Source organism: Oscillibacter sp. (genome assembly GCF_028693505.1).
In the GTDB taxonomy this organism is placed as follows: Bacteria; Bacillota; Clostridia; order Oscillospirales; family Oscillospiraceae; genus Oscillibacter.
In genome coordinates, this window is the sequence record NZ_JAQUVF010000017.1 from 12,529 (window position 1) to 37,283 (window position 24,755).

Below are 24,755 nucleotides of genomic sequence, written 5' to 3' on the forward strand. Positions count from 1 at the left end.
AACATTTTACCGTATGTTGCCCGCTATTGCAAGTATTTTTCAACCATTTCCTGGTTTTTTTAAGCGTCTTTTGCCACTTTGCGGCGGTAAGCGGCCTTAAACGGCGCCTGCATGGCATGAAGCACCTTTTGCCAGCACGTGACGGCGCCGCCCACCGGCTCCACCATCAGGGCAAGGACCCCTGCGCGATTGGCGGCCAGTACGTCCGTGAGCAGTTTGTCCCCCAGCATGGCCGTATGGGCCCGGTCCGTGCCCGCGCGGCGCATGGCCTCCTCCAGTCCGCGTGTGGAGGGCTTTTGGGCATGGCCTTGATAGGGTACGCCCAGACTGTCGCAAAATGCCGTTACCCGGTGGCCCGAGCGGTTGTTGGAGACGATCATAAACGCAATATCCGCCGCCTTCAGCTCCGCGATCCACGCGCGCAGGCTGTCATCCGGTTTTGACGTTTTTCTCGCCGCTAACGTATAATCGAGATCGCTGAGGAGCAGGCAGATCCCCCTGCTTTTCAGATATTCCGGCGTAATTTCCGCATAGCGGTCCACCAAACAGTCCGGGACGAGGGAAAACGGCATAACGAGCTCCTTATCCGCATAAAAATGATTGATGAACTCAGTATAACAGTTTTCGCCGCATCATACAAGGGGGGAATCCAATTTGCAGATTTATCTGGCTGTGACACCGGATGAGGCGCAGGATGCGTCCGCATACAGTCGCACGTTGGCCCACGTGGCCTACCGCATCGGAGGCGATTCCGTTTTGCTGCGGCAAAATCTGCTGCTGCGGACACGGGGTGGGCTGCTGTCCATCAGCGACCGGGAGGCGCCCCACATCGCGGACCCGGACGCCCTTTGCGCGGCGGCGGTGCGGGAGTGCGGCCGGTGGGGCTACACCGGCGTGGTTTTGGATTTTGAGGAAGCGCCACGGCCGGACCGGCTCGCCTTTGCGGAAAAGCTTGGCAGCGCCCTCGCCGCCGGGAAGCGGACGCTGTATCTGCCGGAATCCTACGCCGCAGCAGGCAAAAATGCGGTGATCCTGCTGTGCACGGCCCTCTCCGGCGGAAATTTCTCTCAGCACTTGCAGGAAACTGCTACTTTGCGGGGCGGCGCGGGGCGGGTGGCACTGGATATGCAGCGGCTGCGGATGGATTTTCGCCTTCCGGCCCGAAACGGCGAGGGGTAGCCTCTGTCCGCGGAGGCGCTGCGTGGGCTCATGGAGCGCGAAGCGCCCACAGTCTTTTTTTCTCAGGATCTGTGCGCCCGGTACTTCACCTATGTCAAGGACGCCAGCGCCCATTTCGTTCTCTTCGACGACGCCGACACGCTGCGCCAAAAGCTGCGCATCGGCGCCGGCATGGGCTTCAACGCCGCGTTTTTCATGTGGCCGGAGGTGCGGGACCTCGCCACGAAGCTGTTTTGCCGCGGATCGATGTAAAAAGAAAGCTGTGCCAATGGCACAGCTTTCTTTTTACGAATCAATAGAAACGCTTCTTGTTCTTGCGCGCGGCCTCAGACTTCTTGCGACGCTTGACGCTGGGGCTCTCATAATGCTCTCTTTTCCGAACCTCGGCAATCACGCCCGCCTTGGCACAGCTGCGCTTAAAACGCTTCAGTGCACTGTCGATGGACTCGCCGTCCTTCACGTGGATCTCAGACATCTATATTTCCCTCCCTCCGAGGTATCCGGCTATTTCCAGGACACTTTAAGGGCCATAACCTATGGCTTTAACACATGCATTATACCGGGGATACGAAAAGATGTCAAGGGTTTTTCAAAAATTGCCTGTCCAAATTCTGCGTGACCCAGTTAGAATGCCTGCTCACTGGGGCTTCACGATCAAATTGACCAAACGATTTTTGACCAAAATCGTTTTGACGATCTGCATGCCTTCCAAGGCCTTGCCGACCTTATCCACTTCCAGCGCGGCCTTGACCACGTCCGCCTCAAGGCTGTCTGCGGGCACGGAGATGCTCCCCTTCAGCTTTCCGTTCACCTGAACGGCCATATCCACCGTGGCGGCCACCGTCTTGCTCTGGTCAAACACGGGCCACTCGGCCTGACAGCACAGCTTGCCGCTCTTTTTCGCAAAGCCCAGCGTCTCCCACAGCTCTTCGGTAATATGGGGGGCAAACGGATTCAAAAGCAGCAGCAGGTAGCGCAGATCGCCCCGGGTGCAGCCGTTGGCGCTCAGCTCGTTGACCATGGTCATCTGCGCGGCGATGGCGGTATTGAGCTTGAGGTTGTCGATGTCCTCCGTGACCTTCTTGATGGTTTTGTGGATGATGGGTTCGTTGGCGGGCGTCACCGCGTCGCTCTCTCCGGCGCTCTCCGCCAGATTCCAAACACGGTCCAAAAACCGCTTGGAGCCCTTCACGGCGTCCGGAGACCATGTGGCGGCCTGCTCAAAATCGCCCACAAACATGATATAGAGCCGCATGGTGTCCGCGCCGTACTGGGCCACGATGTCGTTGGGATTGACCACGTTGCCCCGGGACTTGGACATCTTCTCGCCGCCCTCGCCCAGGATCATGCCGTGGCTGGTACGCTTGGCGTAAGGCTCCTTGGTGGGCACCACGCCGATATCATAGAGGAACTTATGCCAGAAGCGGGAGTAGAGCAGGTGCAGCGTGGTGTGCTCCATGCCGCCGTTGTACCAGTCCACGGGAGACCAGTATTCCAGCGCCTCCTTGGAGGCCAAGGCGTTTTCGTTGTGGGGGTCCATATACCGCAGGAAATACCAGCTGGAGCCTGCCCACTGGGGCATGGTGTCCGTCTCCCGCTGGGCCGCGCCGCCGCACTTGGGGCAGGTGGTATTCACCCAGTCGGTCATCTTTGCCAAGGGAGATTCGCCGGTATCCGTGACCTCGTAGCTGTCCACCTCCGGCAGCAGCAATGGCAGCTGCTCTTCCGGCAGCGGCACCCAGCCGCACTTGGGGCAGTTCACCAGCGGAATCGGCTCGCCCCAGTACCGCTGGCGGGAAAACACCCAGTCCCGCAGCTTGAAGTTCGTCTTGGGATGGCCGATGCCCTGCTCCGTGACCCACTTTTTCATGGTGGGGATGGCCTCCTTCACCGTCAGGCCATTGAGGAAGCCGGAGTTCACCATGATGCCGGTGTCGTCCTTGAGGGTAAAGGCCTCCTTGGAGACATCGCCGCCCCGGACCACCTCAATGATGGGGAGGGAGAACTTGGTGGCAAACTCCCAGTCGCGCTGATCGTGACCGGGCACGCCCATGACCGCGCCGGTGCCGTAGCTCAAGAGCACATAATCGGAAACATAGATGGGGATTTCCTTTTGATTGGCGGGGTTTACGGCGTTTACGCCCATCAGGCGCACGCCGGTTTTTTCCTTATTCAGCTCGCTGCGCTCAAAATCGGACTTGTGGGCGGCCTCTTCCCGGTAGGCTGCCACCTCGTCCCAGTTGGCGATGCGCTCCTTCCACTTTTCCAGGAAGGGGTGCTCCGGGGAGAGGACCATATAGGTGACGCCAAAGAGCGTGTCGCACCGGGTGGTATAGACGGTCATGGTGTCCCCGGCGGTGGTCCCGAAGTTCACCTCGGTGCCCTCGGACCGGCCAATCCAGTTGCGCTGCTGGATTTTCACCCGATTGATGAAATCCACGTCGTCCAGATCGTCGATCAATCGGTCGGCATACTTGGTGATGGCCAGCATCCACTGGCTCTTCTCCTTCCGGATGACCTCGCCGCCGCAGCGCTCGCAAACGCCCTCCACGACCTCCTCGTTGGCAAGGACAATCTTGCAGCGGGTGCACCAGTTCACGGGCATGGACGCCTTATAGGCAAGGCCCTTTTTGAACATCTGCAAAAAGCTCCACTGCGTCCACTTATAGTAACCGGGGTCGGTGGTGTTGACCTCCCGGTCCCAGTCGAAGGAATAGCCCAGCATGTGCAGCTGCTTGCGGAAGTTGGCGACGTTATCGTGGGTCACCTTGGCGGGATGGGTGTGGGTCTTGATGGCGTAGTTCTCCGTGGGCAGGCCGAAGGCGTCGTACCCGATGGGGAACAGCACGTTATAGCCCTGCATCCGCTTTTTGCGGCAGATGATATCCATGGCGGTGAAGGGGCGGGCATGGCCCACGTGCAGCCCCTGGGCGGAGGGGTAGGGAAACTCGATGAGGCCGAAGAACTTTTCCCGGCTCTCATCTCCGGTGACGGCGGTGAAGGGTTTCGTCTCCAGCCATTTCTGCTGCCATTTTTGCTCGATGGCGGTAAAATCGTACTTCATATCTTTCTCCTTGTGATTGGAAATAATAGGCAATTTAAAACGCCCCTGACCATACGGTCAGGGGCGTTGTCACGCGATACCACCCTGATTCGGCCGTCAGTCGCCCTGCCGGCCCTCAGTGATCGAAAACGATCTGGCCGGTAACGGGGCCGCCGTTTCGCCCTACTATACGTTCAGGCGAAAGACTCCGGGAGCAGTTATACGGACCTCCCCCACCGGCTCGCAGCAGCCGCCGGCTCTCTGAAGGCGGGATGATCCGTCGTTCTTCCCTTCCATGTCTTTATCAGAAGTATTTTACGGAGATTCGCGTACTTTGTCAAGGGAATTTCCGCATTTTCACTATTTTCCCCCGTTTCCCATGCTCAATTGGCGGGGTTTTCCACGGTTGCTCCGCTTATTCCGCAGTCAGCACGCCGCCAAGATCCAAGGGCTTGCCGTCGCTCCACAGCCGCTCCAGAGAATAGAAGGCCCGGGCCTCGGCGGAAAAGACGTGTACCGTCACGCAGCCGTAGTCCAGCAGGACCCAGGTACCGTCGCGGTAGCCCTCCCGGCGAAGGGGTTCCTCCCCCGCCTGCTCCTTCATTGCTTTCTCCACTGCACCGCACAATGCGTTGATCTGGGTGTTGGAGGTGCCGGTGGCGATGACGAAATAGTCCGCCAGCGTGGTGAGGTCCGTGATCTCGATGGCCGAGATCTCCTTGCCCTTTTTCTCGTCCAGGGCCTTTGCGGCAATAATTGCCAATTCCTTTGGTGTCATTCTATGTTTCCTTTCTTTTCTTGGATTCAGGCCGCCGGAGGCGGCTCAATAATCGAAAAATCGGGTTCCGCCGGCGTTTCCGGCTGCGCGGGGGTCTCCGGCTCTTGGGGCGTTGTCTCGCCGCCGGTGGCCGGGGGCGTGGTCGGGGGCGTCGGCGGCGTGGTCGGGGGCGTCGTCGGCGTCGTCGGCGTCGTGGGATTTGTCGTTCCGCCGGGCGTCGTTTCCGTTCCGCCGGAAGGCGGCGCGGTGGTTCCGGGGTCCGTCGTCGCACCGGGGTCCGTGGTGGCACCGGGGTCCGTCGTCGTACCGGGGGCCGTGACGGTGCCGATGATTTCCCCGGTCTCCGGGTCGATCAGATTGCCGTCCTCATCCACCACCGGCTCCGTGCTGGGCGTCTCCACAGGCTTGGAGGGCTTCACCGGCGCCTTGGCGGCCTTGCTGTCCTCCACATGGCCGCTGGTGGAGCTGACGGAACCGTCCCCATTGACGGACATGATGTCAAGGTCGCTCAGCGCAGAAGGCTCCACAAAGGGGCTGAGGTCATTGTTGACCAGATCCAGCAGCTCCTGCGCGTTGGGCACCACATAGGACAGCATGGCGCTGATGGAACGGCTGTAACACATTTTGGGCGTGTTGGGCATGGTGACGAAATTCACGTTCTCCACGCTCAGCCCGCCCATGACGGCCTGCTGCCCAAACCAGCAGAGATTGCTGAAGGAGAGGTCCGTCTCCACATTCTTTTGGAACACCTTGGCAAATTCGTTAATTTTTGTGACGTTTTTCACCTGCAAAAGCTGCTCCACCGTGGCCTTCAAGAACGATTGCTGGGTCTTGATGCGCCCCAGATCGCCGTCGGGGTAGCCGTACTTCATGTTATTGTCGTGGCGGTAGCGGATGACGCCCATGGCCTGCTTGCCGCTGAGGAGCTGATAGCCCTTATCGATGTGAATGGAGAGGTCCTGCAGGGGGTCGTCGTAATTCATGTTCCGGGGCACGTCGAAGTAGACGCCGCCGATGGCGTCCACGATCTCGCCCACAGCCTCCCACTCCACCACCACCTGATAGTCCGGCTCAAAGCCGACCAGCTGGGCGATTTCCTTGTACAGCGCCTTGATGCCCTTTTCCGCGCCGCCGTTATAATTATAGACGGCATTGATCTTTTTGATGTCCCAGCTGATATTGACCATGGTATCCCGGGGGATGGACATGACGGTGGCCTTCTGGTTGGTGACATCGTAGCTTGCCAGCAGCATGGTGTCCGTATTACCGCCGCCGCCGGTGTCTCTGCCGAGGATGAGGACGGTATAATAGTCCTTGCTCTTGCGCTCGCCCCCGGCCTTGGGGCGGACTCCCTCGCCGTAATCCAGTTCCTGTTTGGATTCGCCCTTGGTGCCGGGCAGCTCCGGGCGGACGAACAGGCTTTGGCAGGCCGCCACCACGCCCAGCACCACCGCCAAAATGATTGCCACGACCACCAGCAGCTTCTGGCGGCGGTTCAAGCGGCTCTTTTTCTGCTTTTTCGGTTTTTCTTCCAGACGACCCCCGCCCGCTTTTTTCTCTACTCTATGTCTTTCCACGGTATCTCTATCCTTTCAGTGCGTCCCGCGCCTCAATCGTCGCGTGGTGCACGGGATTGCCCATTTCCTGCATCTCTTTGACCGTCATCTCCAGCCCCAGCAGCAATCCCTGATCCAGATTCTCATAGCAGGCCTTGCGCAGGGTCTCCACTCCGGGAAAGTCTCTGGTCGGCTCGATGTAGTCGGCGAGATAAATAATTTTTTCCAGCAGCGTCATGCCGGCGTGGCCGGTGGTGTGCCACCAGATGGCGCGGTAGATTTCCTCATCCACGCCAAACACGTCCCGCGCCACGGCGGCGCCGGTCTTGGCATGGAGCAGCTTGAGCGCGGTTTGCTCCAGCTCGTCCAGCGGGATGTCATACTGCCGACAAAGGGCCAGCTGCGCCGCCATATCCAGTTTTTTCGTGCAGTCGTGCAGCAAGGCCGCCACCCGGGCCTTCTCCACGTCCGCGCCGTACCGCTCCGCCAGATGGATGGCCTCCTGCTCCGTGCCCAGCACGTGGGGGATGCGCTTATGCTTGAGGTAGCTCAGCGCCACGGGGCGCAGCTTAAGAAGCGGCAGGTGACAGAGGTTCGCGCCGGTCCCATAGAGGTTTTCCCGCAAAATGTATCCGTATACCGCCGGGGGAAGGCGTTTACTGCCCTCGCCCGCCGCCAGCTCCTCCCGCAGGCGGGTGGAGGAGACGTCGATAACGCCGGGGATGGTGAGGGTGAACAGCCGGGCCGTGGGGAAGCGTTTGTACAATGCGTCCCGCTGGGCGGAAAACAGTTCTTCCGTGTCCTCCTCCGTCCGGCCGAAGGCGGCGATCCCCGCCAGCGACAAGATGCGCTCCGGCTCGTGCCACGCTTGCAGCGTGAGGAACATATCCGTCCCCATCAAAAGCCACAGCTCATCCCGCGAATACTGTGCCTTCAGCTGGGCGAGGGTATCGGCGGTAAAGCTCTTCCCCTCCCGGTGGACCTCCAGATCCAGTACTTCCACCCGGTCCCCCAGCCCCAGCGCTTCCGCCGCCAGACGCGTCATTTCCAGACGCTGATCGGGGGTGGGGCTTCCGGCGGGCAGCGCCTTATGGGGCGGCAGTCCCGCCGGGACCAGCAGCAGTTTTTCCAGTTTCAGCAGTTCAAATACCGCCCGGGCGGCCGTGACGTGACCCAAATGGGGCGGATTGAAGGTGCCGCCATAAATACCGATTTTCATACGAAACCTTCCTGTGTGATTTGAAATGGGCGCTCAGTCTTTCTTCGCCCGCTGCGGCTTGCTCTTGACCAGCTGAATGCGCTTTTCCCGGGGCTTGGAATGACTCTCCCGGTACAGCACAAACTTCGTGCCGATGACCTGCACCACTTCGCTGCGGGTGATCTTTGCCAGTTCTCCCGCCGCGAGGCGCGCGTCGTATTCCACATTGTTTTCCAAAACCCGGCCCTTGATGAGCTCCCGGGCCTCCAGCGCGTCGTCCGCCTGCTTGACAAGGTTTTCGCCGATGCCGTCCTTGCCCACCTGCAAAATGGTGTCGATGGTGTTGGCCAATCCTCGCAGCTGGGCGCGCTGTTTGCTTGTCAGTTCCATATCATTCTCCTAAATATTTTTATAGACGTTTACTGCTTCCAATAAGTTTCCAGTTTTTCGACAAAAGCCGCCAAAGCCCTGCCGCGGTGAGAAAGCTCGCTCTTTTCCTCCGCCGTCAGCTGGGCGAAGGTCTTTGCCTTTTCCGGCACGAAGAACACCGGGTCGTATCCAAAGCCGCCCTCGCCCATGGGGGCAAAGGCGATGGTCCCCTCGCACCGGCCCTCCGCCGTCAGCTCATCGCCGTTTGGAAAGGCGCAGGCAATGGCACAGGCAAAATGGGCCGAGCGAGTGGTCTGCCCCCGCATGCTGTTTAAAAGCAGCGTGTAGCGCCCCCGGTCGTCCAGCCCCTCCCCGCCGTAGCGGGCGGAGTAGACCCCGGGGCCACCGTTCAGCGCGTCCACGCAAAGGCCGGAGTCGTCCGCGATGGCGGGAAGTCCCGCAGCGGCGCAGATGGCCTTGGCCTTCAGCATGGCATTTTCCGCGAAGGTGGTTCCGGTCTCCTCCACGTCCACGGTGACGCCCACGTCCGCAGGACTCGCCACCTCCACGCCAAAGCGGGACAGGATGGCGCTCATCTCTTTCAGTTTGCCCGGATTGTGGGTGGCAAGCACAAATTTCATACCGTCTCCTCCTCTTGGGCCAATCGGTCCAGTTTTCGATTTCGCAGCGTCAATAGCAGATCCACGCTCACCATCAAAACATCCACCACGTAAAACGCCACCACGTAGGTCACATTCCCGCTGATGAATTTTCCGGCCAGACCACAGAAATACCCCACAATGATGCACAGCTCAAAGGGCACGCTCTTCCCTTTCGCCGTCCGCGAGCGGAGGGACTTGGCAATATTGAAGGGCCAGGAGAGGCCAAAGCAAATGAGCATCAGCATCTCAAAGACCTGCGTCATGCCCTCTCACCCTCCAGCAGTGCTCGCTGCATTTGCAGCAGTTCTTTGTTTCCCTTGGCGCAAAGGCCCACCAGCGCCTGCTGCTCCAAAAGCGTGAAGGCCCGGCCCTCGCCGGTGCCCTGCAGCTCGATCAGCGCGCCTTCTTCGTTCATGATGCAGTTGAGATCCACCTGCGCGCGGCTATCCTCGCTGTATCGAAGGTCCAGCATAGGCTGCTCGTCCACGATACCGGCGGAGACGCCGGTGACATAGTGGCAAATGGGGTCCTCCGCCAGCACGCCGCGCTCCACCAGATTCCGGCAGGCCAGCGCTAAGGCAATGAATCCGCCGGTGACGGACGCGGTCCGGGTGCCGCCGTCCCCCTGCAAAACGTCGCAGTCCACGGTGATGGTCCGCTCTCCCAGCTTGGCAAGATCCACGGCGGCGCGGAGGGACCGGCCCACCAGCCGCTGGATCTCGGCGCTGCGGGGGGAGAGCTTGAGCTTGCTGACGTCCCGCTTACTGCGCTCCCGGTTGGCCCGAGGCAGCATGGAATACTCCGCAGTCACCCACCCGGTGCCCTCCGCCACGTGGGAGGGCGCCTTCTCCTCCACGCTGGCGCAGCAAAGGACCTTGGTGTCGCCGCAGGCGATCAGGCAGCTGCCCTCCGCAAATTTTACAAAGTCTGTGGTAATTTGAATGGGGCGCAGCTCGTCTGCCGCCCGTCCGTCAATTCTGGTCATGGTTTCTGATCCTCTTTTCCATCTTGTATCAACCGTTCCGGCGCATTTCCCCCGCCCGGTCATCCTCCTCAGATGATGGCCTCCACGTAGCTTTTCGCGTCGAAGGGACGAAGATCGTCGATTCCCTCGCCCACCCCCGCGAATTTCACCGGCACACCCAGCTCCCGGGCGATGGCCACGACGATGCCGCCCTTGGCGGTGCCGTCCAGCTTGGTGAGCACGATGCCGGTGAGACCGGCGGTCTCCTGAAAGGTCCGCGCCTGAATGAGTCCGTTTTGCCCCGTGGTGGCGTCCAGCACCAGCAGCGTCTCCCGGTCGCAGCCGGGGCACTCCCGGTCGATGATCTTGGAGAGCTTGGCAAGCTCCGCCATGAGATTGGCCTTGTTGTGCAGGCGGCCCGCCGTGTCGCACAGCACCACGTCCGCGCCCCGGGCCTTGGCGGCTTGCAGCGCGTCGAAGAGCACCGCGCCGGGGTCCGCGCCCTCATGCTGGCGAATCAGCTCGCAGCCGGCCCGCTCCGCCCAGATTTGCAGCTGGTCCGCCGCCGCCGCGCGGAAGGTGTCCCCCGCGCAGAGAAGGACATGCTTGCCCTTTTTTTTCAGCTGGTAGGCCAGCTTCCCGATGGAGGTGGTCTTGCCCACGCCGTTGACACCGATGAACAGCACCACGCTGGGCTGGGTACTGAGAGAGAGCGCCGTGTCGTCCACGGACATCTCCCCCGCCAAGATCTCCCGCAGCGCGGCGCGCACCGCCTCCTGCTCGTGGAGCTTCTCCTTCCGGACCCGCGTACGCAGCTTTTCCACCGCGTCCAGCGCGGTGTCCATGCCGATATCCGCCAGAATCAGCGTCTCTTCCAGCTCCTCAAAAAACGCCTCGTCGGCCTCCGTAAAGCCCGAGAACAGATTGGCGGTAATTTTTTTCAGTTTATCAAAAAAGCCCATGAACGTCCGTCCTTTGCCTGATTATTTTGCCTTGTAGTCAATTTCCGTACCGCAGTTTTTGCAAAATTCCCCGGGATCGTTTCCAAGCCACGCCCCGCAGCGGGGGCAGCGCACCAGCAAAACGTCCAGCGCAAGGCCCGCAAGCACCAGCAGCGCGCCCGGCGCCATCGCCGCTTCCCCGGCAAAAACCATCGTCGCGATTCCCCCGGCAAGCACACACATGGAAAGCCTCCGCCGCTTCCGCAGGCTCATCACGCCGCCTCCTCACTGAATTTTCAGCTCCTTGGCCATATCGTTGAGATTGATGGTCAGCATCTTGCTGACACCCTGTTCCTGCATGGTGACGCCGTAGAGCACGTCAGCCTCCTCCATGGTGCCGCGGCGGTGGGTGATGACGATGAACTGCGTCCTGCCTGCCAGCCGACGCATATAGCGGGCGTAGCGGGTGACGTTGGCGTCGTCCAGCGCGGCTTCGATCTCGTCCATGACGCAAAACGGCGTGGGATGGACCTTCAAAATGGAGAAGTACAGCGCAATGGCCACGAAAGCCTTCTCTCCGCCGGAGAGCAGGGAGATGGTTTTCAGCGTCTTGCCGGGGGGCTGGGCCTTGATCTCAATGCCACAGCCTAAGATATCCGTCTCGTCCTCCAGCTCCAGCGTGGCAACGCCGCCGCCGAACAGCTCCCCAAAGGTAACTCGGAAGCTCTCCGAGAGCAGCTTGAACTGCTCGGCAAAGATCACCGTCATTTGATTGGTGATCTCCTCGATGATCCGCTCCAGTTCGCCCTTCGCCTTGGCCACGTCGTTGCGCTGATCGCTCAGGTAGGTATAGCGGCCGTTCACCCGGTCAAATTCCTCAATGGCGCCGATGTTGATGGCGCCCAGCGCTCCGATGTCCCGTTTCAGCTCGCCGATGCGGCGGGTGGCCTTGGGGATGCTCTCCAGCTCTACGCGCTGGGCCTGCGCGTCGGAATGGCTTAGCTCATAGTGTTCCCACAACCGGTCCAAAATCTGCTTTTCCTCCAGCGCGGAGGTGGAGAGCTTCGCCTCCAGCCGGGAGGCGGCCCGCTCCAGATTCAGCAGCGTTTCATTCATTTCCTGACTTTCCCTGTTCCGGGCGGTACGCTCCGCCTCCAGCGCGATCTTCTCCTGATTCAGCGCCGTGAGCGCGTCGCGGAAGGCTTCGCCCCGGGCGGTGAGGTCCGAAAGCGTCTCCCGGCGCTTTGCGATCTCCCCGTTTGCCTCCTCGATCCTGCGCTGATAGGCGCGAAGGGTTTCCTCCTTCTGCGTACGGTCCCCGGTGAGGTCCGCCGCCACCTGACGCAAATCCGCGGCGCGGCGGGCGGTGGACGCGCGCTCGGCGGCAAGACCCGCCAGCTCCGTCTTTTTCCCGGTGATCTCCTCCGTCAGCGCGCCGGAGCGCGCCAGCAGCTCCGTCTGGCCGGAAAGCGCCTCCTCAATTTCGCGGCGGCACGCTTCCGCCACGGCGTCCTGCTCTCGGATCTGGACCTCCACCGCGGCGGACTTCGCGGTGTTGTCCGCAAGGCGGCCTGTGAGACTCTCCAGCTCCCCGTCCAGATCCTCCAGCTTCTCCCGGAGGGATTGCAGCAGGATATCGAAATGGTTTCGGATACCCTCCAGCCGCAGCACCTCGTCCTCGGCCCGGCGGCGCTGGGCCTCCGCCGTCTCCAGCTCATACCGGGCGGCGGCAAGCTCGCGGTTTGCCGTTTCCTCCGCCTCCTTGGCGGCGGAGAGCTTTTGGCGCATACTGTCCGCGCGGTCGTGGAGCTTGGCGAGCTCTGCGGCGCGGCTGAGCACGCCGGCGGACCGATTGGTGCTGCCGCCAGTCATGGAACCGCCGCGATTGATGACCTGCCCGTCCAGCGTCACGATGCGAAACGCATTGCGGTACTTACGGGCCATGGCGATGCCGCAGTCCATGTCCTCTACGATGACCGTCCTGCCCAGCAGGTTTTGGAAGATATTGGCATACGCCCCGTCAAATTGTACCAGGCGGGAGGCAAGGCCCACGAAGCCGAATTCCTTCTCCACGCCCCGCTCCCGCAGCTCGTCGCCCCGGATGGCGGTCAGCGGCAGGAAGGTGGCGCGCCCGGCGTCCCGCTGCTTGAGAAAGCCGATGGCGGCTTTGGCGTCCTCTTCCCGGTCCACCACGATGTTTTGAAGGCCCGCGCCCAGCGCGATCTCAATGGCCAGCGAATATTGCTGCTCGGTTTTCATCAGATTGGCCACCGGCCCGTGAATGCCCCGCAGGCTGCCCTTGGCCTGACAGACCAGCCTGACGGCCTTGGAAAAGCCCTCGTATTCCTTCTCCATCTCCGTCAGCAATCGGATGCGATCCTCCAGCGCGCCATTTTCCATGGTGAGCTTCAATCGCAATTCTGCGGCGGCGGCGGCTTTTTTCTCCCGCTCCTCCATCCGCAGGGCATGCCCGGCGATGATATTGGCGGCGGCAGTGGCGTCGTCCTGCGCATTTTCCAGTGCGCGGCGGTTGGTTTTGGACTCCTGCGCGCGATTTTCTAATTCCTGCTCGGCGGCGGTCCGCTCTGCCTGCGCGGCTTGAATGCGCTCCTCCACCTGACTTTTTTCCGCCGCCATGGCGGCGCTTTCCGCCCGGCAGTCCGCGCAAGCGGCCACGGCCATCGCCTCCCGGCCCCGCAGCGTCTCCACCTGAGACTGGGTGCCCCCCGCCTGCTCCGCCGCCTCCCGCGCCCGGGACAGCAGACTCTCCAGCGCGGTTTGCAGCGTCTCGATCTCCCCGTCGATCTCCGCAACCCGGGCCTCCTGCTCCGAAGCCTGCTTGGCAAGACCCCGGTTGCGGTTTTCCGTTTCCTCCAGCTCCGTCCGCGCCCGGGCAATGTTTTCCTCCTGATGGGCGATGGTGCTCTCCAGCACGGCGACGGCGGATTCCTGCTCCTTTACCTGTCCCTCCAGCGCGGCGGCTTCCCCGCGGACGCGCTCGGACGCCATGTCCTTTTCCCGCATCTGCTCGCCGTAGCGCTCCCCCTCGGCATAGAGGGCGTCCAGCGCGATGCGCGCCTCGTCCCGGGCGGTCTGGGCGGCGGCAAAATCCGCCTTGAGCTTCTGGGTGCCCGCCTTGAGGGCATCCAGATTTTCAAGCCACAGGGAAATTTCCAGAAGCCGCAGCTCGTCCCGCAGCACCAGATACTTCTTCGCCTTTTCCGCCTGCTCCCGGAGGGGCTCCACCTGCAATTCGAGTTCCGAGATTTTATCGTTGATGCGCACTAAGTTTTCCTCCGTGCGCTCCAGCTTGCGCTCCGCGTCCTCTTTCCGGTGGCGGAACTTGGAAATGCCCGCCGCCTCCTCAAAGATTTCCCGGCGCTCGCCGCTTTTGGCGGAGAGGATCTCGTCGATCTTGCCCTGCCCGATGATGGAGTAGCCCTCCTTGCCCATACCGGTGTCCATGAACAGCTCCATCACATCCCGCAGGCGGACGGACTGGCGGTTGATGTAATACTCGCTCTCCCCGCTGCGGTAGTAACGGCGGGTGACCGCCACCTCCGCTTCCTCCATGGCGGGGAAAATATGCTCTGTATTGTCGATGACCAGCGTTACCTGCGCAAATCCAACCTGAGAACGCTTTTCCGTTCCGCCGAAGATCACATCCTCCATCTTGGCGCCCCGCAGGCCCTTGGCGCTCTGTTCGCCCATGACCCAGCGGATGGCGTCGGAAATGTTGGATTTTCCCGAGCCGTTGGGTCCGACGATGGCGGTAATGTCCTCGCCAAAATTCAAAACCGTCTTATCCGGGAAGGACTTGAATCCCTGAATTTCGAGTGCTTTTAAGTACACGTTCTCACCTCTGCGAATCAACATACTATAACTAGTATATTATATCAGGAAAGTACCCGCATTTCAAGGAAAACCGAAAAAGGGACGCCGGCACACAAAACCGGCGTCCCTTGGTCCGGGCGGCGGGGCCGTCCGCGTCTCATTTTTGTTTTCTCTCCTGAATCTGGCGGTAAAGGCAGGCAAGGCCGTCAGCCAGGCCGCCCACCTGATCGATCAGTCCCAGTTTTACCGCCTCCTCCCCATAAATGACGCTGCCCACATCCGCCGCCATATCGTCCTTTTTCAGCATCAGGGATTGGAACTCCTCGGCGGAAATGTGGCTGTGACCGGAGACGAAGGCCACGATCCGATCCTGCAAACGCTGAAAATAGCTGTATGTCTGGGGCGCGGCGATGACGGTGCCGCTCATGCGGACCGGATGGATGGTCATGGCGGCGGAAGGCACCGCGAAGCTGCGCTGCGCCGCCACTGCCAGCGGTACGCCGATGGAGTGGCTTCCGCCCAGCACGATGGAGACGGTGGGCTTCGTCATCCCGGCGATCAGCTCGGCGATGGCAAGGCCCGCCTCCACGTCCCCACCCACCGTATTGAGCAAAAACAGCACGCCATCCACCTCTCCGGTTTCCTCCAGCTTGGCAAGAAGCGGCAGTACGTGCTCGTATTTGGTGGTTTTCGCGTTGTTGGAGGCCGTGGTGTGCCCTTCAATCTGTCCGATGATGGTGAGGCAGTAAACGGTGCCCTGCGGCGTTTTTGTGAGCGCGGAGCCAAAGTCCAGAATGCCCTGGGTCGTCTCCTCGTTCTTGGAGCAATCTTCCGCCGGCTGGTTTGCTTTTGTCGTTTCAGTCAATTGAATCCCTCGCTTTCCCTGCTATTGTCCGCACTTTTCGAAAAACTACACATAGCAATTGAATGAACGGGAAACGGTTGAAATTTTATGGAAATTTTACTATACTGTTCTTGTGTGTATTACCCAGGGGAACAGTCCCCAGTATGAAAGGAACGAGGAGAACAACATGAGACCGGATGGAACCCGGGTGCGGGGATTGACGCCCATTGTGCAGGCGCTTCCCTATATCATGCCAAAGCGATTTGACGCGCAGAACTGGGCCAGCGATTACGTGGACGAGGAGACCTTGCGGACCTATATTCGGGAAAAGCGCCGGCAGGGCCGTAGCGTCACGCACATGAGCATTCTGGCAGCCGCCTATTTCAAGGCGGCGCTGGAAAACCCGAAGGTAAACTATTTCGTGATGAACCGGAAGGTTTATCAGCGGAATCATTTTTCCTTCAGCTTCGTGATCCTTAAGACCCGGGCCGACGGCACGCCGGACGAAACGGCGCTGAAGGTCTTTCTGGACCCGGCGGACGACGTGTTCACCATCAGCCGGAAGATCCGCGAGCACGTGGACCGGAACTTGGAGGCCGCGCACAATAATCGCACCGACCGGTTTGCCAATACGGCGTTCGCCGTTCCGGGCCTTGCCCGGTTCGTGTTTTGGACGGCGTATCATCTGGACCTGCACGGGCTGCTGCCCAGAAAGATCATTGACCTCAGTCCCTTCCACACCAGTTTGTTCATTACAAATCTGGCGTCCATCAACACCCGGTTCATTTTCCACCACTGCTACGAATTCGGCACCACCAGCCTGTTCATCTGCATGGGCAAGCCGGTAAGCGATCCCGCCTGTCCCGCGGGGAGCCGCAAAAAGCAGCTGCCCCTCGGCGTGGTGATGGATGAACGGATTGCCACCGGAATCGAATATTCCCGCTTTTTCGCCGCCTTTGAACGGTATCTCAAGCAGCCCGAGCTGCTGGAAAACCGGCTGGACGGCAAGGAACTTCCGCTTCCGGCGGGCGTGTGAGGCATGGATATGAAAAAGACGTTTAAAAAACGGGTCTGGGCGTGGCTGCTGCACACCCGGCTCTACTTGCAGGCGCTGGTCAAATGGCTGGTGCTGGCCCTGGCTGCGGGACTCACCTGCGGCTTTGTAGGCTCTGTATTTCACATCGGCGTCCACCATGCCACCGCTTTGCGGGCGGCCCACCCATGGCTTTTATGGTGCCTTCCTCTGGCAGGGCTGCTGATCGTGGGCTTTTATAAGCTGACCCGAACCGAAGGGCAGGGTACAAACGACATCATCGACGCGGTCCATTTCGGAAAGGGGCTGTCCATCTTCCTGCTGCCCGCCATTTTCCTTGGCACGGTGCTTACGCACCTGTGCGGCGGTTCCGCCGGACGGGAGGGCGCCGCGCTGCAAATGGGCGGCACCATCGGGTATCATCTGGGCCAGCTGTTTCGTTTGGACGACCGGGACCTGCGCATCGCCACCATGACGGGCATGGCGGCCTTCTTCTCGGCGCTCTTTGGAACGCCGCTGGCGGCCACCGTGTTCGCCATCATGGTCATCAGCATCGGCGTGATGTATCACGCAGCCTTTATCCCCTGCCTCACCGCCTCTCTGGTGGCTTTTGGCGTGTCGCTTTCCATGGGCGTTGCCCCCACCCGCTTTGCGGTGACGGCTCCCCCGCTGGAGGCTTGGATGCTGGTGCGGGTGGCGGGATTGGCGGCGCTGTGCGCGCTGGTGTCCGTGCTCTTTTGCAGCACGCTCCACTTTGCGGAGCGTCAGATGCACCGCGCGCTCCCCAACGCCTGGGTCCGGGTCTTTGTGGGTGGCGGGGCGGTCATCGCCCTGACCTTCCTCTGCGGGACCACGGATTATAACGGTGCGGGCATGGAGTTGGTCACCGCCGCGGTGGAACAGGGCGCCGCCCATCCCGCAGCCTTCCTCTGGAAAATTCTCTTTACCGCCGTGACGCTTTCCGCCGGCTTCAAGGGCGGCGAGGTGGTCCCGTCGTTTTTCGTGGGCGCCACCTTTGGCTGCATGGTTGGCCCGCTGCTGGGGATTCCCGCGCCCTTTGCCGCCGCGGTGGGTCTGGTGGCCGTATTCTGCGGTGCCGTCAACTGCCCTGTGGCTTCCATTTTCCTCTCGGTGGAGCTGTTCGGAGCCGAGGGTCTGCTCTATTTTGCGCTGGCCTGCGGCATCAGCTACATGCTCTCCGGCTACAACGGGCTTTACTCCAGCCAGACCATCCTCTATTCCAAGCTCAAAGCGCAATACATCAACGTTCACACCAACGCCCACCATGCCGGGGCTCCCCACGCCAAACCGCCGGTGGCCGGCAGTGTGAAGGAATAAAATCCCGCCTCCTGCGGCATACTGTCGGAAACAACATTGCCCCGGGAGGCGCTATGATGGAAATTCTTACGCAAATCGGCCTGACTCTTCTCACGTCCCTGCTGTCCATCGCAGCTTTGTTCCTTCTTGCAAAGCTGATGGGGACCAAGCAGGTTTCCCAAATGACCATGTTCGACTACGTGGTGGGAATCACCATCGGCTCCATCGCGGCGGAGCTGGCCACGGAGCTGGAACAGCCCGCAAAGCCCCTGACCGCGCTGATCGTCTATGCCTTCACAGCGCTGGGGATCTCTCTTCTTACCAACAAGTCCATCAAGGCACGTACGCTGGTGACCGGCAAGCCGCTGGTTTTGCTGGAAAACGGTGTGATCTACCGGGAAAACCTGCTGAAGGCCCGACTGGATCTCAATGAATTTCTGACCTACTGCCGCATTGGCGGCTGGTTTGATCTCAACCAGCTGCAAACGGCGGTGCTGGAGCACAACGGCGTGGTGAGCTTTCTGCCCAAGGAGACGGACCGCCCCGCCACCCCCACGGATCTGGACCTGAATCCGAAGCAGTCTCTCGTACAAACGCCCTTTGTGATTGACGGCAAGCTCCTCTCCGACAATATCCGCCAGGCGGGGAAAGAGGAAGCCTGGGTCCACCGCTCCCTGCTGCGGCAGGGCTACCGGGACGAAAAAGAGGTCTTTCTCGCCGTGTGGGACGGCGGAGAGCGGCTGTCGGTATTCCCCATGGACCCAAAGAAAGCAAAAAAAGAGGGCTAAACAGCCCTCTTTTTTCATAGAATAGACCGGGTGATTTGATGTGATGAGAAACTGCGACTGCGATCCGCTGGCCTTCACCACCGCCGTCAACACGCTGGCGGTATCCATTGCCGGGCGACTGAACGACGCGGACCTTTCTTTGGCCGCAGCGGTTTTTACCCAGCTGGGAGACACCCTGGCTACCATTGCCGTGCAGCGGGAGCGCTGCAATAACGAGGAGGAGTCCGTGGTCTGAGACCGCCGCTCCCCCTCATTTTTATAGGCCCAGCAGCCGACGGGCCACCGTCACATTTTCCTCTTCCATTTCCTGCAGCCGCTTCACCGCCGCCGCCTGCTCCGTGGGGTGGGCGGCTTTTTTCAGGCAGCAGTCGATCATCTCCCGCAGATTGTCCGCCGTCAGGGCGTCCAAATCCGTGAAGCACTCCTGCCCGATATAGCGCAGGAATGCGGAAACCTTGGGATCGTACACCACGCCCGCCAGCGGAATCCCCTGTCCCGCGGCAAAAATCAGCGCGTGGAGCCGCATGGAGACCACCGCCTCCATGCGGGAAAGCGCCCCGATGATGGTGCCGGCCCCGCCGGCGTCGCTGAGGAAATAGTGGGGAATATCCAGTCCCTTGGCGGCCAGCTGTCCGGCCCCGGGGTCCTGATGCTTTTCCACCGCCACGAATACCGGCGTCAGTCCATAGGTCTCATAAGCATAGCGAGCCGCCGCGCCGAACAGGGGTGCCTTCTCCTCAAAGCCTTTCCAGCGGCGCAGTGCAAAGCAAAGATACTTGCCATGGGTTGGGATGCCCGCCCGCAGCAAAACGCTGTCCGTCTCGGCGTCGGAGGCCTGGCGGAGCGTGAGTGCCGGGTCCGCCGTGAGCAAAATCTCCGGCTGCGTGACTCCCATCGAGCGCAGCTCCTCCCGGGAGTCCGGTTCCCGCAGGGTAATGACGTCCACGTTCCGGTTCAGCACGGACGACGCCAGCTTCCGATGGTTCTTCCGGGTCACCGGACCGATTCCGCAGCCGTACATCTGCACCTTGCAGCCGGAATGCTTGGCAACCCAGATATTCGCAAGGTAAAACCACAGCGACCGGCGGGAGGTCACATCCTGAATGAGACTGCCGCCGCCGTTGATATAGAGTTTGGCATGGCGCATGGCCCTGTGCCACGCGCCAATGTTGACGCGGCTGACGGATTGCACCCGGTAAGCAAGGCGGGTGCTCTCAGGGTCCTTGGAGAGAACCGTCATGGGCATATCCGGGTCAATGGAGCGCATCTCCTGCAATATGGCCTCTAAAATCGCGTCGTCGCCCGCGTTTCCCCGGCCGTAGGCCCCGCAGATCACAACGCCGTCTCGCGCCGCTTTGGGGCGGCGGTGGCGGCGGAGAATCTCCCCGTAGATATGCAGTTGGGTATCCACCGTTTTCTGGATGGAAAACCGGGTGGACGCCTTCTCATAGAGCTTCTCGCCCATGGCGCAGCGCAGCGCGTCGTCGCTGCCAAGGGCCGCCAGACGCTCTCCCAGCGCGTGCCAGTCCCCCGGCTCGAAGAGATAGCCGTTCACGTCCTGATCGATCAGGTACGGAATCCCGCCCACGGCGGTGGCCACCGTGGCCAAGTGGAAGCGGGCCCCCTCTGTCAGCGCGTAGGGGAACGTTTCGGAAAGGGAGGTCAGCGCGTTGATATCCAGCGCGCTGTAAAACCGGTCCATGCCGCCGCTGATCCAGCCGGCAAAGGTCACCTGATGGGAAACGCCCAGCTCGGCGGCCAGGGCCGCCAGCTTCTCCCGCTCCTCGCCGTCGCCTGCGATGACCAGCCGCAGCCGGCTGCACTTTCGATAGCCCGCGGCAAAGCCACGGACCAGCGTGGACATGTCCTTCACCGGGTTCAGCCGGGCGGCAATCCCCACCACCACGCTCTGCGCGTCCACCTCCGCTCCCAAGCTGCGCAGGTACGGCAGTCGATCTCCTTGCGGCGAAGCGGGTGTAAAGTCTAATCCATTGTATATGGTATAGAAGCGGTCCGGCGCAAATCCCCGAGAAATCAGCAGATCCACCATGGCGTCGGACACGCCGATGCGGTAATCCAGCTGCCGCAGCGCCCACGCGTTGATGTTTCCAAAGGTAAGGCGGCTGAAGGGCCTGCCCATATAGTCCAGCTTATAGTCGCTGTGGACGGTGCTGACCACCGGCACGCCGGTAGCGCTGCGCAGCAGCGCCCCGATCATATTCGCCCGGGACCCGTGGCAGTGGATCAGCTCATACCCGTTTTCCCGGATATACGCGCTCAGCGTGCGCCGGATGCGCAGGATATTGTTGCCGCCGCAGATCATGGTAGGGATGTTCAGGGAGCGGGCCTCCTGGGCGAAGGGGCCGTCCCGAAAGCACACCAGCTGGGCGGTGATGGTCTTATTCAGATTTTGCAGCAAACTCAGCACATGGGTCTTGGCGCCGCCGGAGTCGCCGCCGCTGATGAGATGAATGACCTTCATGAAAAAGCCTTTCTTTTCTTCTTTTCGGAAATGGGACTTGTAGAATCTCAAAAAATATTATACAATGTTTTATAAGCATTGTCCATAACCAGACAAAAACCGGGCGCGCCCGCTATGGAGGAAACCATGGAAGAAAAAGCAAAACGTGTTGGAAAGCTGAACGTCATCGATCTCATCGCCGTCGCGTTGATCGTGGCGGTGCTGGCATTTGCAGGCTGGAAGCTGCTAAACCGCGGCAGCGGTGACGCGGGAGAGGCCGCCATGACCAAGGTCACCTATACCGTGAAGGTGGAAGGCGTGCCGACGGAGCTGTACGAAAACGCCAAGGCGCACCTGCCGTCCCCGCTGATGGCCTCCGGCGAGCTGGTGGGCGGTCAGATTGAGTCCGTTGTAAAGCAGCCCTATTATGTGCTGGGACCCGACAGCGCATGGGTGGAGGACCCGGAGCATGCGACGCTGCTCTTTACCGCCACCACGGAAACACCCACCGGCACGGTGATGACCACCAAGGTGGGCGAGCAGGAAGTGCGTATCGGCAAGACGGATTATATTCTCAAAAGCGAGTATATCGAAGTCAAGGACGGCACGATCATAGACGTCCAGTGGGAGAGCTGATCCAAAAAACGCAAAAAGCAGGCTGTGCCGATGGCACAGCCTGCTTTTTTCTGTAAAGTGAAACAGCTTTTCGCTTCCTGCTACGTCTAAATCTCTGCAAATAGCGGCAGGGTCAGAGCCGCAATTCCAGCAAACCGGCGAAAACGCAAAGTGCTTAGAGCGCGTTTTTCCCCCGGGCCATAAATGTTCCCCGGGGCGTCTCCTCCAAAACCGCGCCGTTTTCCACGGACATGGTTCCCCGCAGCCACACGGACCGGATTCCGCCGGCGGTGACGAAGCCCTCGTAGGGCGTATAGTCCGTATTGGCAGCGCAGTCCTCTGCCCGGATGACATGGCTGCACCCCGGATCATAGACCACGATATCCGCGTCGCTGCCAGGCCACACAGCGCCCTTGCGGGGGAAAAGGCCATAGAGCCGCGCCGGATTTTCACACAGTGCCCTGCACATCTGCCCGGCGCTGATACGCTTTTTTGCCACGCCGTAGGAATAGAGCAGCTCGCCCCGGGTCTCCACGCCGGGAAGGCCGCCGGGAATCTTGGTGAAATCCTCCCGCCCCAGCGCTTTTTGCGCCAGCGTGAAGGAACAGTGGTCGGTGGAAACGGTCTGGATCTCGCCCCGGCGAAGCGCCTTCCAAAGGGCGTCCTGCTCCGTTCGCTCGCGCAGCGGCGGCGCGCAGACGTACCGGGCCGCCATGGACCAGTCCGCGTTAAAATAAACGCTCTCATCCAGCAGCAGATACTGGGGGCAGGTCTCCACATAGACGCGCTGCCCCCGCCGCCGGGCGTGCTCCACTTCCCGGAGTGCCTCCCCATTGGTGAGATGCACGATGACCACCGGGCACTGCGCCGCCTCCGCGATGCGCAGCAGGCGGCTCACCGCCTCCGCCTCCAGATACGGCGGACGGGTCAGCGGGTGGGCGTCGGGGCCGGTCTGCCCGGCGGCCTTCCGCTCGGCGATCATTCCGTCGATCACCCCGGCGTTTTCGCAGTGGACCCCACAGATGCCGCCCAGTGATCGCAGCTCCTTGAGCGCCCAGTACATATCCCGGTCCCCCACCATCATGGCGGGGTAGGTCATATACATTTTAAAAGAGGAGATTCCCCGGGCAAACATGTCGGGAAGCTCCGCTCGGATGGACTCGTTCCAGTCGTCGATGGTCATGTGGAAGCCATAATCGCAGAAGGTGCGACCGTCAGCCTTTTGGTGCCACAGCTCCATACCGTGGTGGAGGCTTTCCCCCTTGTTGGGGCAGGCAAAGTCAATCACGGTGGTGGTGCCGCCCCGGAGTGCGGCGCGGCTGCCGGTGAAGAAGTCGTCGGCCGTGGTGGTACCCGCCACATCCAGGGCAAAGTGGGTGTGGGCGTCGATGAAGCCCGGAAAAAGCAGACAGCCGGTGACATCTGTCACAGCGTCGGCGGCGTCCTTTAGATTTCGCCCCACCGCCGCGATCTTCTCGCCGTCGATGAGGACGTCGGCCCTCTTCATTCCGCCGCCGGAAACCACAGTGCCGCCTTTGAGAAGTGTTCGCATACGCAATCCCTCCACGTTTATTTGTTAGCGAAAGTATAGCATGGCCCTGCCCAAATTTCCACTCGCGACGCCCGATTTTAAAAAGTTTACAGCTTTCCGGGAAATTTTTTGAGATAGCTGTGTCGTGTCACAGCGGCCCAGCAGTTATGGAAACTGGTTCTTTATGGAAAACCATTGTCAAAACGAAACATCCAAGCAGATGATAAAAATGAAAGTTCAGCTCACTTCGCGGCATTGGCGGGTCGATGTGCCGCTTTGCAGTACACGAATGCACCCCACATTTTCTTTGCTCTTGCGCAAAGAAAACGTGCCGTGCACGGTACAAAAGAAAGGCGCTTGGGGTTTGGCCTTTCGCAAGCCTTCGGTGCATCCAGTAAACGCGGCGGCGCGTGGTTGTTTTTGTCCTGGGCAGAGAATCGCATCGTCTCTGCGTCTCCTTTCGCTGCCGCTGGCCTCATGTGAGAAAGTCAGCGGCAGCGGGGACAGTGGCACAGGCCATGCGTCGACTGCCCCCAGCCTGCGGAACTGCAAATTACCGCGTCTATTGGATGCACCGAAGGCTTGCGGAAGACAAAACTCAAAAACGGTTTCTTTTCCACCGCTCCGGCGGCGACTTTTCTTTGCCAAAACAAAGAAAAGTGGGGGCCGGATTTTGCCGCAAAGCGGCGCGTCCCCCGCGCCGGTGGCGCGAAGCAGTCGTCAGCTTTCCCTTTATTGCAGGAATGCTTTGCACAGCACGAAACGAGGGCACCACCGTACTTTGAAACGGTGATGCCCTCAAAACATCCGTATTGGCGAAGTGCAAGCTTTTTTAGACTTATTTCAAATCCGCGTTTTTTTCACAGGCGGCAATGACAGCGTCCATCACGGCGCCCCGAAAGCCCGCTCTTTCCAGCGTCCGGACACCCTGAATGGTGGTGCCGCCGGGGGAACAGACGGCGTCCTTCAGCGCGCCGGGATGCTTGCCGGATTCCAGCGCCAGCTTGGCAGAGCCCAGCACCATCTGCGCGGCGAACTCCATCGCGGAGGCCCGGGGCAGCCCGCAGGCCACGCCGCCGTCCGCCAGCGCCTCCAGAAACAAATCCACGAAGGCCGGTCCGCAGCCGGAGACCGCGGACCCCGCGTCGATCAGCTTTTCCGCAAGGGCGGAAAACCGTCCCGCGCCGGCCATGCACTCAAGAAACGTCTGCTCCTCCGCCGCACTCACGCCATCTCCCACAGCGTAGAGCACCATCCCCTCGCCAATGGCCGAGGGCGTATTGGGTAGAATCCGGATGACCGGGTAGCTGCCGCCGGCCAGCTCACAGATGCGCTCCATGGTAAGCCCCGCCGCCATGGACACCAAAATGAACCGGTCCTCTCTCGCGGCGAGAATGGGGGCGATCTCCGCCAGCATCCCGGGCATCATCTGGGGCTTGACGCCCAGAAAGATGTACGTTGCGCGCTTTGCCACCGCAGCGTTATCCACTGCCGCGCAGCCCAGCTCCCCCGCCAGGGCGCTCGCCTTTTCCGGGGTACGATTGGCGAGGAGCACCTGCTCGCCGGAGAGCCGTTTGCAGGCCGCTCGCGCCATGGCGCCGCCCATGTTGCCGGTGCCGATAAATCCAAAAATCTCCATACT

General features: G+C 60.9%; 25 protein-coding genes and 1 other annotated feature. Of the genes, 7 read left to right on the top strand and 18 right to left on the bottom strand.

Annotation, left to right across the window (positions count from 1 at the left end; all coding sequences use genetic code 11):
• Window positions 1-59 precede the first annotated feature (59 nt).
• Window positions 60-572 (bottom strand): YqeG family HAD IIIA-type phosphatase, encoded by a 513-nt coding sequence (locus tag PHI30_RS06670; protein ID WP_367186348.1) that lies wholly within the window; start codon window positions 570-572, stop codon window positions 60-62.
• Window positions 573-654: 82 nt separating this feature from the next.
• Here PHI30_RS06670 and PHI30_RS06675 point away from each other — a divergent pair, with 82 nt between their 5' ends.
• Together PHI30_RS06675 and PHI30_RS06680 are read left to right on the top strand one after the other, a co-directional pair.
• Window positions 655-1,179, top strand: coding sequence for a hypothetical protein (locus PHI30_RS06675; RefSeq protein ID WP_300025633.1), 525 nt, complete (start codon window positions 655-657; stop codon window positions 1,177-1,179).
• A gap of 30 nt (window positions 1,180-1,209) precedes the next feature.
• Window positions 1,210-1,431 carry a hypothetical protein gene (locus PHI30_RS06680; protein WP_300025635.1) on the top strand — a complete coding sequence of 74 codons (222 nt, stop codon included), beginning with the start codon at window positions 1,210-1,212 and terminating at the stop codon, window positions 1,429-1,431.
• A gap of 40 nt (window positions 1,432-1,471) precedes the next feature.
• Here the strand turns inward: PHI30_RS06680 and rpsU are convergent, their stop codons facing one another.
• From rpsU to PHI30_RS06745, 13 genes are all read right to left on the bottom strand, one after another.
• Window positions 1,472-1,654: a 30S ribosomal protein S21 gene (gene rpsU, locus PHI30_RS06685; protein ID WP_091132569.1), complete on the bottom strand. Its 183-nt coding sequence runs from the start codon at window positions 1,652-1,654 to the stop codon at window positions 1,472-1,474.
• 162 nt (window positions 1,655-1,816) lie between these two features.
• Window positions 1,817-4,243, bottom strand: a complete 2,427-nt coding sequence (gene leuS, locus PHI30_RS06690) for a leucine--tRNA ligase (RefSeq protein ID WP_300025641.1) — start codon at window positions 4,241-4,243, stop codon at window positions 1,817-1,819.
• Window positions 4,244-4,299: 56 nt separating this feature from the next.
• Window positions 4,300-4,527: a binding site (T-box leader), on the bottom strand.
• Between the two features lie 110 nt (window positions 4,528-4,637).
• Window positions 4,638-5,000: a ribosome silencing factor gene (gene rsfS, locus PHI30_RS06695; protein WP_300025643.1), complete on the bottom strand. Its 363-nt coding sequence runs from the start codon at window positions 4,998-5,000 to the stop codon at window positions 4,638-4,640.
• 26 nt (window positions 5,001-5,026) lie between these two features.
• A complete protein-coding gene (locus PHI30_RS06700) occupies window positions 5,027-6,577 on the bottom strand; it encodes an LCP family protein (RefSeq protein WP_300025646.1) in 1,551 nt (516 codons plus the stop codon).
• 7 nt (window positions 6,578-6,584) lie between these two features.
• Window positions 6,585-7,775 (bottom strand): bis(5'-nucleosyl)-tetraphosphatase (symmetrical) YqeK, encoded by a 1,191-nt coding sequence (gene yqeK, locus PHI30_RS06705; protein WP_300025648.1) that lies wholly within the window; start codon window positions 7,773-7,775, stop codon window positions 6,585-6,587.
• Between the two features lie 33 nt (window positions 7,776-7,808).
• Window positions 7,809-8,144: a ribosome assembly RNA-binding protein YhbY gene (yhbY, locus tag PHI30_RS06710; RefSeq protein ID WP_300025651.1), complete on the bottom strand. Its 336-nt coding sequence runs from the start codon at window positions 8,142-8,144 to the stop codon at window positions 7,809-7,811.
• 29 nt (window positions 8,145-8,173) lie between these two features.
• A complete protein-coding gene (locus PHI30_RS06715) occupies window positions 8,174-8,764 on the bottom strand; it encodes an XTP/dITP diphosphatase (RefSeq protein ID WP_300025654.1) in 591 nt (196 codons plus the stop codon).
• The gene (locus PHI30_RS06720; RefSeq protein ID WP_300025657.1) at window positions 8,761-9,048 is read right to left on the bottom strand and encodes a hypothetical protein; all 288 of its coding nucleotides are present in this window, start codon (window positions 9,046-9,048) and stop codon (window positions 8,761-8,763) included. Before PHI30_RS06720 ends, PHI30_RS06715 begins: the two co-directional genes overlap by 4 nt.
• Window positions 9,045-9,770 carry a ribonuclease PH gene (gene rph / locus PHI30_RS06725; RefSeq protein WP_300025659.1) on the bottom strand — a complete coding sequence of 242 codons (726 nt, stop codon included), beginning with the start codon at window positions 9,768-9,770 and terminating at the stop codon, window positions 9,045-9,047. The genes PHI30_RS06720 and rph overlap by 4 nt, the downstream gene beginning before the upstream one ends.
• Before the next feature lie 68 nt (window positions 9,771-9,838).
• Window positions 9,839-10,711, bottom strand: coding sequence for a signal recognition particle-docking protein FtsY (ftsY, locus tag PHI30_RS06730; RefSeq protein WP_300025661.1), 873 nt, complete (start codon window positions 10,709-10,711; stop codon window positions 9,839-9,841).
• A 21-nt stretch (window positions 10,712-10,732) separates the two neighbouring features.
• Window positions 10,733-10,963, bottom strand: coding sequence for a hypothetical protein (locus PHI30_RS06735; RefSeq protein WP_300025664.1), 231 nt, complete (start codon window positions 10,961-10,963; stop codon window positions 10,733-10,735).
• Window positions 10,964-10,975: 12 nt separating this feature from the next.
• Window positions 10,976-14,566 (bottom strand): chromosome segregation protein SMC, encoded by a 3,591-nt coding sequence (smc, locus tag PHI30_RS06740; protein ID WP_300025669.1) that lies wholly within the window; start codon window positions 14,564-14,566, stop codon window positions 10,976-10,978.
• Between the two features lie 115 nt (window positions 14,567-14,681).
• Window positions 14,682-15,389, bottom strand: a complete 708-nt coding sequence (locus tag PHI30_RS06745) for an ATP-dependent Clp protease proteolytic subunit (protein WP_300025672.1) — start codon at window positions 15,387-15,389, stop codon at window positions 14,682-14,684.
• A 166-nt stretch (window positions 15,390-15,555) separates the two neighbouring features.
• Here PHI30_RS06745 and PHI30_RS06750 point away from each other — a divergent pair, with 166 nt between their 5' ends.
• From PHI30_RS06750 to PHI30_RS06765, 4 genes are read left to right on the top strand one after another with little or no spacing between them, the layout of a single operon-like run.
• Window positions 15,556-16,404: a hypothetical protein gene (locus tag PHI30_RS06750; protein ID WP_300025674.1), complete on the top strand. Its 849-nt coding sequence runs from the start codon at window positions 15,556-15,558 to the stop codon at window positions 16,402-16,404.
• Window positions 16,405-16,413: 9 nt separating this feature from the next.
• Window positions 16,414-17,739, top strand: a complete 1,326-nt coding sequence (locus tag PHI30_RS06755; RefSeq protein ID WP_300025677.1) for a chloride channel protein — start codon at window positions 16,414-16,416, stop codon at window positions 17,737-17,739.
• Window positions 17,740-17,795: 56 nt separating this feature from the next.
• Window positions 17,796-18,506, top strand: coding sequence for a DUF421 domain-containing protein (locus PHI30_RS06760; protein WP_300025679.1), 711 nt, complete (start codon window positions 17,796-17,798; stop codon window positions 18,504-18,506).
• 43 nt (window positions 18,507-18,549) lie between these two features.
• Complete coding sequence (locus PHI30_RS06765) at window positions 18,550-18,741, top strand: DUF6774 domain-containing protein (RefSeq protein WP_300025739.1); 192 nt, start codon at window positions 18,550-18,552, stop codon at window positions 18,739-18,741.
• Window positions 18,742-18,762: 21 nt separating this feature from the next.
• Here PHI30_RS06765 and csaB read toward each other — a convergent pair whose 3' ends face one another.
• Window positions 18,763-20,988 carry a polysaccharide pyruvyl transferase CsaB gene (gene csaB, locus PHI30_RS06770; RefSeq protein ID WP_300025682.1) on the bottom strand — a complete coding sequence of 742 codons (2,226 nt, stop codon included), beginning with the start codon at window positions 20,986-20,988 and terminating at the stop codon, window positions 18,763-18,765.
• A gap of 126 nt (window positions 20,989-21,114) precedes the next feature.
• Here csaB and PHI30_RS06775 point away from each other — a divergent pair, with 126 nt between their 5' ends.
• Complete coding sequence (locus tag PHI30_RS06775; protein ID WP_300025684.1) at window positions 21,115-21,603, top strand: DUF4330 domain-containing protein; 489 nt, start codon at window positions 21,115-21,117, stop codon at window positions 21,601-21,603.
• A 154-nt stretch (window positions 21,604-21,757) separates the two neighbouring features.
• On the opposite strand, the gene hydA is transcribed toward PHI30_RS06775, so the two are convergent.
• From hydA to proC, 3 genes are all read right to left on the bottom strand, one after another.
• Entirely contained in the window at window positions 21,758-23,134 is a 1,377-nt protein-coding gene (hydA, locus tag PHI30_RS06780) for a dihydropyrimidinase (RefSeq protein ID WP_300025687.1), read from the bottom strand.
• Between the two features lie 216 nt (window positions 23,135-23,350).
• On the bottom strand, window positions 23,351-23,761 hold the full coding sequence (locus tag PHI30_RS06785; RefSeq protein WP_300025690.1) for a hypothetical protein: 411 nt from the start codon (window positions 23,759-23,761) through the stop codon (window positions 23,351-23,353).
• A 190-nt stretch (window positions 23,762-23,951) separates the two neighbouring features.
• On the bottom strand, window positions 23,952-24,752 hold the full coding sequence (gene proC, locus PHI30_RS06790; RefSeq protein WP_300025692.1) for a pyrroline-5-carboxylate reductase: 801 nt from the start codon (window positions 24,750-24,752) through the stop codon (window positions 23,952-23,954).
• Window positions 24,753-24,755: the final 3 nt, after the last annotated feature.